General features: G+C 63.1%; 12 protein-coding genes. 6 read left to right on the plus strand and 6 right to left on the minus strand.

Annotated features, from left to right (window positions below):
* Nucleotides 1–2 precede the first annotated feature (2 nt).
* On the minus strand, nucleotides 3–281 hold the full coding sequence (locus tag A7Q26_RS15215) for a hypothetical protein (RefSeq protein WP_231472263.1): 279 nt from the start codon (nucleotides 279–281) through the stop codon (nucleotides 3–5).
* Between the two features lie 590 nt (nucleotides 282–871).
* Complete coding sequence (locus A7Q26_RS15220) at nucleotides 872–2,974, minus strand: TonB-dependent receptor (RefSeq protein WP_231472262.1); 2,103 nt, start codon at nucleotides 2,972–2,974, stop codon at nucleotides 872–874.
* 335 nt (nucleotides 2,975–3,309) lie between these two features.
* Here A7Q26_RS15220 and A7Q26_RS15225 point away from each other — a divergent pair, with 335 nt between their 5' ends.
* The 3 genes from A7Q26_RS15225 to A7Q26_RS15235 are packed head-to-tail and all read left to right on the plus strand — an operon-like array spanning nucleotide 3,310 to nucleotide 5,076.
* The gene (locus A7Q26_RS15225) at nucleotides 3,310–3,684 is read left to right on the plus strand and encodes a DUF7673 family protein (RefSeq protein WP_066687741.1); all 375 of its coding nucleotides are present in this window, start codon (nucleotides 3,310–3,312) and stop codon (nucleotides 3,682–3,684) included.
* Between the two features lie 37 nt (nucleotides 3,685–3,721).
* Nucleotides 3,722–4,117 carry a hypothetical protein gene (locus tag A7Q26_RS15230; protein ID WP_062069509.1) on the plus strand — a complete coding sequence of 132 codons (396 nt, stop codon included), beginning with the start codon at nucleotides 3,722–3,724 and terminating at the stop codon, nucleotides 4,115–4,117.
* Entirely contained in the window at nucleotides 4,114–5,076 is a 963-nt protein-coding gene (locus tag A7Q26_RS15235) for a tyrosine-type recombinase/integrase (RefSeq protein ID WP_004212934.1), read from the plus strand. Before A7Q26_RS15230 ends, A7Q26_RS15235 begins: the two co-directional genes overlap by 4 nt.
* Here the strand turns inward: A7Q26_RS15235 and A7Q26_RS15240 are convergent.
* The 3 genes from A7Q26_RS15240 to A7Q26_RS15250 are packed head-to-tail and all read right to left on the minus strand — an operon-like array spanning nucleotide 5,073 to nucleotide 6,237.
* Nucleotides 5,073–5,693 carry a histidine phosphatase family protein gene (locus A7Q26_RS15240; protein ID WP_062069522.1) on the minus strand — a complete coding sequence of 207 codons (621 nt, stop codon included), beginning with the start codon at nucleotides 5,691–5,693 and terminating at the stop codon, nucleotides 5,073–5,075. The genes A7Q26_RS15235 and A7Q26_RS15240 overlap by 4 nt on opposite strands.
* 9 nt (nucleotides 5,694–5,702) lie before the next feature.
* Nucleotides 5,703–5,984 carry a type II toxin-antitoxin system YafQ family toxin gene (locus A7Q26_RS15245; RefSeq protein WP_004212931.1) on the minus strand — a complete coding sequence of 94 codons (282 nt, stop codon included), beginning with the start codon at nucleotides 5,982–5,984 and terminating at the stop codon, nucleotides 5,703–5,705.
* Entirely contained in the window at nucleotides 5,971–6,237 is a 267-nt protein-coding gene (locus A7Q26_RS15250) for a type II toxin-antitoxin system RelB/DinJ family antitoxin (RefSeq protein WP_004212930.1), read from the minus strand. Before A7Q26_RS15250 ends, A7Q26_RS15245 begins: the two co-directional genes overlap by 14 nt.
* Before the next feature lie 403 nt (nucleotides 6,238–6,640).
* Here A7Q26_RS15250 and A7Q26_RS15255 point away from each other — a divergent pair, with 403 nt between their 5' ends.
* The 3 genes from A7Q26_RS15255 (at nucleotide 6,641) to A7Q26_RS15265 (ending at nucleotide 8,322) form a co-directional block, all read left to right on the plus strand.
* The gene (locus A7Q26_RS15255; RefSeq protein WP_062069512.1) at nucleotides 6,641–7,282 is read left to right on the plus strand and encodes a hypothetical protein; all 642 of its coding nucleotides are present in this window, start codon (nucleotides 6,641–6,643) and stop codon (nucleotides 7,280–7,282) included.
* A 75-nt stretch (nucleotides 7,283–7,357) separates the two neighbouring features.
* Nucleotides 7,358–8,011, plus strand: coding sequence for a ParA family partition ATPase (parA, locus tag A7Q26_RS15260; protein WP_004212927.1), 654 nt, complete (start codon nucleotides 7,358–7,360; stop codon nucleotides 8,009–8,011).
* The gene (locus A7Q26_RS15265) at nucleotides 8,008–8,322 is read left to right on the plus strand and encodes a ribbon-helix-helix domain-containing protein (RefSeq protein ID WP_004212926.1); all 315 of its coding nucleotides are present in this window, start codon (nucleotides 8,008–8,010) and stop codon (nucleotides 8,320–8,322) included. The genes parA and A7Q26_RS15265 overlap by 4 nt, the downstream gene beginning before the upstream one ends.
* A 135-nt stretch (nucleotides 8,323–8,457) precedes the next feature.
* Here A7Q26_RS15265 and A7Q26_RS15270 read toward each other — a convergent pair whose 3' ends face one another.
* Nucleotides 8,458–9,324, minus strand: coding sequence for a recombinase family protein (locus A7Q26_RS15270; protein ID WP_006953933.1), 867 nt, complete (start codon nucleotides 9,322–9,324; stop codon nucleotides 8,458–8,460).
* Nucleotides 9,325–9,740 lie beyond the last annotated feature (416 nt).

Here is a 9,740-nt window from a genome sequence, read left to right on the forward strand (position 1 = left end):
CGTCACTGGAGCGCCAGCAAGGTCGAAGGCGCTAGCGGCGCGGCAGGCCCGAAAGGCGTCAGCGTCGGCATCTGCGCAGGCGCCGCTGCGGACGACAATCCGCCGCCCACCACTCCCAAGGCGACCGCGCCTACCGCTGCCAGCATGCCAGCCCGCAGTGTCACTCCGCTGCCCGCGCGCTGCTCCGCCGCGATTAATCGCATGACATCCCCTTCCAGTTCAGCGAGCCGGGGATGAAGCGGCTGCTCGGCAAGGCGGCGCAACGCGCTGTCTAAATCCATATCCATGTTCCTTCCTCCGTCTTGCTCACATCCATTACGCACGGCCGGCGAACACCCCTCGAATCCGACGTGAACGAATACCCCGAAGCGCGAACGCCCCCGAGCGCCGCGGCGCACTCTTCCATTGCATCCAATCGTTCACAGCTCGCACGCAGGCCGGCGATCCACGCGTCCCGCTGTTTTCAAGTTCCTGATTCACCTCTGTTGGCAGGCCGAGCACAGCTACGGCGGCAACCATGGTGTTTATTAGGTTAATTGAGGATGGTGACTATTACGTGCGTGGCGGATGCGGGTAACGGCATGGCCGTGCATATGTCGACGTTTGTCGCGACCAGATAGCGCGATTGGCAACAAGCCGCCGATATTGCTCGTGAGCCGGGCAGCGGCACATGACCATTCCGCTGTCCGCAGGAGTTGGGTGACGGCAAGCGGAATGGTCCAAGAACGGGCAGCGGCGATAGATCGACACTATCGTCTTCTGGAGGAAATGGAGGGGCCATGTCTGTGTCTGCCCCCCCGCCGAGGAGGCGGTTTAGTGCGTGCTGAACAACTACGGTGAAAGCATCCAGCACCAAAGGAAAAGCCTTTGTCTAAAAGCTCATTCTAACCGTCGCTCGCGCGGTTGTCGGCGCACCGGGCATGATGTTGTTATCGTTGTAGGCGGACGAGAAATAATTGCTGTCGAGGAGGTTCTCGACGTTGATTTGCGCCTCGATGTGGGGGGTGAGCTTGAAGAACGCGGCGGCATCGACGCGGGTGAACGCAGGCAGGACGGCGGCATTGCTGACGGAGGTGAAGCTTTTTGTCTGGTGGTAGACGCCGACCCCGGCTCCCAAGCGAGGGGTGAAGTCGTAGCGGGTCCAGAGCGAAGCCTGCTGCTTGGGCACAAGCGGGACCTCGCGGCCGGCAGGAGCCGCACTCGTTGTCTTGCGGATTTTTGCGTCCTGCAGCGTGTAGCCGGCGCTGATTTGCCATTGGGGTGTGATCGCGCCGTTGAGGCCGATCTCAAGCCCTTTGCTGCGCTGCGCGCCCGTTAGCACCGTCCGCGTGGCGTCGTTGGGGTCGGTCGCGCGGGTGTTGGTGCGATCGAGCCGGTAGACGGCAGCGGTCAGGTTAAGCGTTGGGGAAACATCCCATTTGAGGCCGACTTCGTAATTGTCGAACTTCTCTGGTTCCAGCGCGGCGGTTGTTATGTCGAGCGATGAAAACTGATCGCCCGATTGCGGCAGGAAGGACCGGCTATAGCTGGCGTAGATCGAGACGGGTTGCACCGGCTTCAGCACTACCCCAAGGCGGGGAGACCAGAGGGTGTCGGTCCGGCTATAGCTCCGCCCGGCGACGAGATCATCGATGCTGAGCTTGAAGCGGTCGCGGCGAACGCCGCCGATGACATCGACATGTTCGCCGATCGAGATCTGGTCCTGCACATAGAAGGCCGTGGCGTCGGCATTTGTCCGGATAGACCGGTAGCCGGTGTTGGCGGTGGTGCGCAGCGTGACTGGCGGCACCGTGATTCGGTCAGCCAACGCGACAAAGACGCGCCGCCCTCCATTGACGATATCACCACTTCCGAAAAAGCCATTGATCCGCTGGTTGCGCGTGCGCTGATCGCCATATTCGAAGCCGGCGAGCAGCACGTGGCGGACGGGGCCGGTGGTGACGGTCCAGACGAGATCGTTCTGGTTGAGCAGGTTCTTGCGCGTCGTGGGATCGCTATATGCCTCGAGGCCGACGCTCTGGACGGCGCCGCGCGGGGTGGCCGGGGTTACCGCGAAAGTGTTTCGATAGAGCTTGTCATAATCTCCGTAGAGGACGCGACTGGTTACGGTCAGGTTGTCGCTAAACCGATGCTCGATGCGCCCGCTTAGGACCTTAGCCTCGAAATCGCTGACGTTGAATCCCGGCACACCAAAAAAGGTATCGCGAAAACCGGTAAGGGGGCGTGACGGGCTGGTCAGAGAGCCTTGGGCAGCCGAGGGAACGCCTCGATCGATCGTGCGCTTGTCATTGTTGTATTCGAAGCCCAGGTCGATCCGTGTGGTGCCGCCTAGCGATACGGCAAAGGTCGGATTGATCGCGAGCCGGCGTCCGTCGTAGAAGTCCCGGTTGCTGTTGAACTCCTCATAGACGGCGTTCAGTCGAGCCGAGGCGGACTGGCTGATCGGTTGGTTGATGTCGGTGTCGATATACCATGCGCCATATGTATCCGCCGAACCGCTGCTACTGATGAAGGCGTTGGCACCGGGGCGCTTGGTGACGCGGTTGACGATCCCACCCCCACCACCGCGGCCGAAGATCATTGCGTTGGGACCTTTCAGGACCTCGATCCGCTCTGCGTTGTAGAGGCCGCGGTAATATTGCACGTCGTCACGCAGGCCATCGACAAAGAAGTCTGCGGTGCTGTTGTTGCCGCGCAGAATGATCTGATCGCGGTGACCCTCACCCTGAGATATCACCGCGCCGGGGACATAGCGAAGCACGTCGGCGATCGAGCGCATAGCTTGATCGTCAATCTGCGCCTCGGTGATGATCGATGCCGCCTGTGGAACGTCCTTGAGACTGGTCGGAGTGCGGGTGGCGGTGCTGGTCGCATCGACCTGGTAGCCGTCCCGGACGCCGGTGACGATGATTGTTTGGCGTGCGTCCGTAGCCGGGGGAGCTGGCTGGTCCTGGGCCGCTGCGGGCACGGCCATTAATCCAAGGCCTAACGCGCCGCTCAATGTACTTTTTTTCATTTCACCCCCTTGCGAATCGTTCTCAATCTGTGCGCCGCCCTATGATATATGCAACTGCTTCGCAATAGCCGATGTCTGACTTGAAAGTGCGTGATGAAGGTAATGGTGCGCATCGACCCCCTAAGTTGGAGACGCCGAACGGTGTGCCGCCAGATCGGTGAGCAAGCCCTGCCGTCGCTCACCAGATTAGGGGGCGAGTTCGGGATCTCGGCGCCTGCGGTGGTCGTTTCGCTAGCGTCGCGCTTCTATATGTGATAATGTCCTTTATCACACACTCTAGGGACCATGATCGCATGACCGGGACGGCCGCCACGACACCCCCGCAACGTCGCCCCGTCATCCGGGCCGTCAGTTTCGATGAGGCCGGCGCGGCGATCGGCAGCTTGCTGCCGATCGCGCGGCCGCCCACACGCGCGGCCGAAACCGGCGCATCCGGCAAGGTCGCGGATTTCCTGCTGGCCTGGTGGAACGGCGACGAGTGCGGGCATTTCCCGATCATCCACTTGTGCAACGTCGATGCCGTCGATGCCGTCATTGCCGAGGATATGCTTACGGTCATGGCCTATCTGGCGCAGGAGTCGACCACCTACGCCGATGCCTGGGGCTACCGCGACGCGATGGGCGACCTTTGGGTGCGCTATCGCGGCGACCCCGCAGAGAGCGTTTAAACGCCTCCGAAGATCCACCGCAAAAAGGGATGCCGGCATGATCGAAAATGACGACGAGGCTTTTGCCGACAACTACGCCGAGCGCGACCAAGCCAAGGCGCTGTGCGAGCAGGCGCGCGCGGGCGGGTTGCGTTTCGAGGCGTATCTACCCGGCGACATGGCCGATTGGCTGTTGGCGCAGGTCGAGCGGGGCCATTTCGTTGATCCGTCCGAGGCGGTGTTCGCGATCGTCAAGAACTTTATCGACATGGAGCCGCACCGCGATTTGCGCGACGAGCTGCTACGCCGGATATTAGACGAGTCGGTTGCGCGCGGGCTTGAGGACGTGAAGGCGGGCCGCGTTCGTCCCGCTGATGAGATGTTTGACGAATTGCGCCGGGAGCTGGCGAAGCCTCGCCCCGAGCCGGCCCGTTGGCAGAAGATCGCACGATGAACCAGCTCGCCCCCCTGCCCTCGCCGGCGCTGGCGTTGCCGGCCTTGATCGCGGCGGCCGACGACGCCACGCGGCTGCGCTTCCTTGAGTTCTTCGCCGTCACCATTCGCAACCCGCATACGCGCCGCGCCTATATGCGCGCGGCCGGCGACTTCCTGGCCTGGTGTGAGGCGCGCGGCGTCGCCTCGCTTGAGGCCGTGCAACCGCTCCACGTCGCGGCCTGGGTCGAGGCGCTGGGGCGCGAGCTGGCCGCGCCCAGCGTCAAGCAGCAGCTCGCCGGCGTGCGCCACCTGTTCGACTGGCTGGTGACGGGCCATATCGTGCCGGTGAACCCTGCCGGATCGGTGCGCGGGCCGGCGCATAGCCAGCGGCGCGGCAAGACGCCGGTGCTGGCCCCGGACGAGGCGCGGCGGTTGCTCGACAGCATCGACGTGACCACCCATGCGGGCCTGCGCGACCGCGCCCTGATCGGGTTGATGGTCTATAGTTTCGCGCGGATCGGCGCGGCGCTAGCGATGCGGGTCGAGGACGTGTTCATGCAGAACAGGCGGCTATGGGTCCGACTGCACGAGAAAGGCGGCAAGCGCCATGAAATGCCCTGCCATCACAATCTAGAGGATTATCTGACCGCCTATATCGACGGGTGCGCGCTGCGTGAGGATCGCAAGGGATCGCTGTTCCGCACGATCGCACGCGGGACTAAGCGACTAAGCGATACCCCCCTGCCCCAAGCCAATGCCTTCGCGATGGTGCGCCGGCGCGCAGGCGCGGCCGAGATCGGGACGGCGATCGGCAACCATTCGTTCCGCGCGACCGGAATCACCACCTATCTGAAAAACGGCGGCACGTTGGAGACGGCCGCGACGATGGCGAACCACAGCTCTACCCGCACGACCCAGCTCTATGACCGCCGGCCCGATGACGTGACGCTGGACGAGGTGGAGCGGGTGTTGATCTAGGCGGCGATCGCTGGCGCACATCCCCAGCGCCCGCCCTGCCAATGGAACCCTACCTGCTGCGCGTTGCTGATCGCGGGCGGCTCGCCCTTGTGCCAGAAACCGAGCATCTTGCCCCGATCGTCCAGATGAGCGTCGGCGACGATCGCGCGCGCGGCCTGGATGAATTGCCCATGCCCGAACACATAGACCAGCGAAGCGGCCGGCATGGCGGCGAGGCGGGCAAGCGCCGCCTCGCAGCGCCGGAGCAGATTGGCGAAGCTCTCCGCCCCCTCCCCGTCGCAATAATCAGGATCGGCCTCGCTCCAATAGCGTTCGAGGTGCGGCATCCGCTCGGCGCTGCGCGTGCCGTTCCAGCGCGCCGGTTGCAGATAGGTGAACTCTTCTATCGGCCAGACTTCGACCGGGACGCCGGGGAAGCGCGCGATCGTCGGCGCGGCCGTCTGCCGGGTGCGGGTATAGGGCGACGTGACGATGAGCGCGGGCGCTTGCGTCCAGCTCGCCGCGACCTGGCGCGCTTGTTCGTGGCCGTGCTCCGTCAGCTCGATCGTCGCGAGATCGCGACACGGCACGCCGGCGTTGCCTGTAGATTCGCCGTGGCGGATGAAGATCGCCCGCATATGCGTCATCTATCCGAATACCTCGCTATGCGAGCCAAGGCGCGCGAGGCGCAGCGTTTCGTCGTCGGGCTTGGCGTAGATCAGCACCAGATCGGGCTTGACGTGGCAATCGCGGTAGCCCGCCCAATCGCCGCTCAGATCATGGTCGCGGTATTTGGGATCAAGCGGCGTGTCGGTCGCGAGCGCGGCCAGGACGGGCAGAAGATCGGCATCGAGGGTCGCTCGATGTCGGCCCTTTGATTCCCGCTTGTAGTCGCGCTTGAACCGGGTCGAACGATCAATCGTCCGCATGGAGGTCCGCCATCAGCGCATCGACGCTGGCAAACTTGGTCCCCTTCCCCGCCGCCAGCTCTGCCATTGCCTCGCGTGTCGCGGCGTTCGGAACCTTGACCTCGAAAGGCAAGCGCCGTTCGTCGGCGATACGCAGCATCAGCAGCCGGATAGCGTCGGAGATCGAAAGGCCCATCGCGCCCAGCGCGGCGGTGGCGCGTTCCTTCGTCGTATTGTCGATCCTGGCGCGGACATAGGTGTCGGAAACAGCCATTGGGATTTCCTTCTGAAAACGTAGTCCCAATGTAGTCACAAAATCTGATTTTGGCAATGGGTGCGGTGATTATGCGCCTGCCGCTGGCGCGGCACCGTGGCTCTAGTCGCTCACGCTCCCCAAGCCCGCAAGCGGTCTTGGCCCAAGGTAACGATCCACATGGCGGAAGCGAGATCGCTGCGCGGATCTCGCGCAGCAGTGCCGGGGGAAAGGCGGTCCCGGCCGCCTCTCCCCCGCAACGGCAATCAGCGGGACCGTGGCTCACTCGGCTGCGCCTCCCTGCGCCGCGCACCACTCCCGCAGATTCCCGCTGCCCCCCTCTCTCGCCGGCGTTCTTGGGCGTCCGTGTTCCGGCCGATGGCATGGCCATCGCCGGACAGGCGATTTGAAGGGAGTAAAGACGATGACCCACGAAACCCGCGAAAGCTGGCTCAATGCCGTGGCGCAGGGCATGGCTCTGCTGTTCGAGGCGCTGGACGCCCCCCTGCCCGACCGCTTACGCGTGGCGATCGGCTTCACCAGCAGAGGCGCGAAGGGCAAGGCGATCGGTGAGTGCTGGGACAACCGACTTAGCGCGGACGGGCATTTTGAAATCTTCATTCGCCCGGACCTAGCGCACGCGCCCGATGCGATGCCGGCGCAGATCGCGGCCATCCTCGCGCATGAGCTGGTCCATGCCGCCGTCGGCATCCCGGCAGGGCATGGGAAGGCGTTTAAACGGGTCGCGCTGGGGCTGGGGTTGGTCGGGCCTATGCGCGCCACCACCCCCGGCGAGGCGTTCCTTGCGGCCGTCGCACCGATCCTCGATGCCGCTGGCCCCCTCCCCCATGCCCGTCTCGACACGGACGGGGAGTCGACCGCGCCCAAGGAGCAGAAAACCCGGATGCTGAAATGCGAGTGCGCGACGTGCGGCTATACCGCGAGGACCGCGCGCAAATGGCTTGAGCAGGCCGGAGCGCCGCTTTGCCCGATCGAGGATCACGGCCAGATGAGCCATGAGGCGCTGGACGATGACAGCGAGGATGAGGGCGGCGAGGACGGCTAGACGCCCTGCCCTTTCATCCGATAGCCGCTTGCGCTATGACCACATGCAAACATGAGTTCATGTAAGGATATTCACATGCCAACAATCGCGATCATCAGCCAGAAGGGGGGCGCGGGCAAGACCACCCTCGCCTTGCACCTGGCCGCAGCCGCCGAGGATTCCGGGCATACCGCGCTGGTGATCGACCTCGACCCGCAGGCGACGGCGAGCCAATGGGCGGCATGGCGGCAGGACGCGCCCCCGGTCGTGATCGACAGCGCCCCCCCTCGCCTTGCCGCCAAGATCGAGCAAGCGACGGCGCAGGGCGCGGAGTTCATCGTGATCGACACCCCGCCCCATGCCGACAGCGCCGCCAGCGCCGCCGTCGAGGCGGCCGACCTGGTGTTGATACCTTGTCGGCCGAGCGCGTTCGACCTGGCCGCGATCAAGACCACGGCCAGCCTTGTGAAGATGCGCGGCAAGCCCGCTTTCGTGATCTTCACGGCGGGAAGCCCGACCGCGCCACGCATGTATGACGAGGCGGCGCAGCTCGTGCAGGGTTACGGGCTGGACGCCTGCCCGCTGCGTGTCGCGGATCGCGCCGCGTTCCGCCATGCGGCGACCGAGGGAAAAACCGTGATGGAGATCGAACCGAATGGCAAGGCGGCCGATGAGGTGCGTCAGCTTTACAAGTGGGCATGTGAACATGTAAACATGCCAGCAGATAGGAAGCGGAGGGCCAGCGCATGAGCCGGAAGGGATCATTGCTTGCATTGCGGGATCGGGACGCAGCGCCGACGCCGGCGACGGCCGAGCCGGAGGGAAGGGCGGCCGCGCCGAGCGCCCGCAGCACTGGCGTAGGCACCGGCAGCAGTTCGAGCAGCAGCCCGGTTGCGCCGAGCCGTCAGGGCAAGAAGGCGATGACGGGCTATTTCAGCCCGGAAATGTCGTTCGCCATGCACATGACCGCCCGCAAGCACGGCATGAGCTTGCAGGACGCGATGGCCGAGGCGTTCAACGACTGGCTCCGAAAGATGGGGGAAAGTCCTGTAGGCAAGTGAGCATGTTCACATGCAAACATATAGCTTAGGGGAAAACTCATGGCCGTGCTAATCGTGTCCGCCATCTTGGCCCAGTCGGCCCGAAGCTGCGATTTTGGCCAGGTTGAAGAACGAACACTGAACGCTTGATTGATTCTACCAGGACCGTTGCTGACCACCGACCTCGTAGATATCGGCTTCCATGGAGCAATTGTAGCTCTCTGCGATGTTGAACATCTCGGAGAGGAGGCTTTGGATTTCCTCATCAAGGGAAATGCCATCCGGATCGGGGTCATAGGCGACGGTCAGTTTGTAATCACAATTGCCGTTTTTTACCATGGCGTAGTCGCGTTCCAGCATCGCCTCAATCCGCTCCCGAGCGGGTTTTCTACCTCTTCCACGCTTGTTGAAGTTCTCGATAATCAGATGCAGGGCGATGCTGGCAGTGGGCGGCTTTTCCGGCAGTTTGGTCTGTGACGGAATAATGTCGAGCGCCCGATAGACGGTCATTCGTGAGACCTTCAGGTCGCGGGCAACGCGGGCCTTGCTGGCGCCGGCGGCAAGGCGACGGCGGATTTCATCGTCATCGACGTTCTTCTTCCGGCCTTTGTAAACGCCTTCGGCGCGCGCCGCTTCGATCCCGGCGCGCTGACGATCCTTGATGAACTTCAGCTCCATATCGGCGACCATGCCGAGTATGGTGATGACCATTCGCCCCATGTCGCCCGCCGTCGTCACCTCTGGCTCAAGGATGCGCAGCGAAGCTCCCTTTTCATCAAGCTCATGCACCAGGTTCAGGACATCGCGCGTGGAGCGGCCGAGCCGGTCGAGCCGCAGCACGACCAGCTCGTCGCCGGTGTGCATAAACTGCATGATCGTTTCCAGTTCCGTGCGCCCGCTCCGCGAGGCCCCCGATCCGGTCTCGGAACGGATAATTTCGCAACCTGCATTCTTGAGGCGGCCAATCTGGATATCCAGATCCTGGTCCGTGGTGCTGACGCGGGCATATCCGATACGAGCCAAGTGCAAAATCCGTCACATTAGGGTGGCTCTTGCAGTGTATCGTCACATTGAGCGCAAACCCACCCTTTTGTGACAGACGAATGGTGTCACTCGGCCCTATCACTCTGGGGTGTACCCAAATGTTATAGGCCGATCAGCCGCCTCACGCTGCAAGCCGTCCAAAATCAATCCGGTCGTTCAGGTCGAGGTCGAAGCGGCCATAAAGGTAGCCGACTGGCTCAAATATATCGAAAATGGCGCGGCAAAATCGGGCACCGCCGATCCGATGGGCACCTATGACTTTACATGGATGTGGGAAGAACTGGGGCTTAGCGACCTCCGGCGGTAACGGCCATCATACGGTTCTTGAAATGTTCTCGCTTAGCGTTGTCTGGCGTACCTTCCACGCGATGCCCTCTCCCTCAGAAAAGACTCTA

This window comes from Sphingobium sp. TCM1, assembly GCF_001650725.1.
Taxonomy (GTDB): Bacteria; Pseudomonadota; Alphaproteobacteria; order Sphingomonadales; family Sphingomonadaceae; genus Sphingobium.

Excerpts from the sequence above, each read along its gene's own strand:
- A7Q26_RS15215 (WP_231472263.1), bottom strand. The coding sequence starts at position 281 with ATGGATTTAGACAGCGCGTTGCGCCGCCTTGCCGAGCAGCCGCTTCAT.
- A7Q26_RS15255 (WP_062069512.1), top strand. The coding sequence starts at position 6,641 with ATGACCCACGAAACCCGCGAAAGCTGGCTCAATGCCGTGGCGCAGGGC.
- A7Q26_RS15220 (WP_231472262.1), bottom strand. The coding sequence starts at position 2,974 with ATGGCCGTGCCCGCAGCGGCCCAGGACCAGCCAGCTCCCCCGGCTACG.
- A7Q26_RS15250 (WP_004212930.1), bottom strand. The coding sequence starts at position 6,237 with ATGGCTGTTTCCGACACCTATGTCCGCGCCAGGATCGACAATACGACG.
- A7Q26_RS15240 (WP_062069522.1), bottom strand. The coding sequence starts at position 5,693 with ATGCGGGCGATCTTCATCCGCCACGGCGAATCTACAGGCAACGCCGGC.
- A7Q26_RS15265 (WP_004212926.1), top strand. The coding sequence starts at position 8,008 with ATGAGCCGGAAGGGATCATTGCTTGCATTGCGGGATCGGGACGCAGCG.
- A7Q26_RS15245 (WP_004212931.1), bottom strand. The coding sequence starts at position 5,984 with ATGCGGACGATTGATCGTTCGACCCGGTTCAAGCGCGACTACAAGCGG.
- parA (WP_004212927.1), top strand. The coding sequence starts at position 7,358 with ATGCCAACAATCGCGATCATCAGCCAGAAGGGGGGCGCGGGCAAGACC.
- A7Q26_RS15230 (WP_062069509.1), top strand. The coding sequence starts at position 3,722 with ATGATCGAAAATGACGACGAGGCTTTTGCCGACAACTACGCCGAGCGC.
- A7Q26_RS15225 (WP_066687741.1), top strand. The coding sequence starts at position 3,310 with ATGACCGGGACGGCCGCCACGACACCCCCGCAACGTCGCCCCGTCATC.
- A7Q26_RS15235 (WP_004212934.1), top strand. The coding sequence starts at position 4,114 with ATGAACCAGCTCGCCCCCCTGCCCTCGCCGGCGCTGGCGTTGCCGGCC.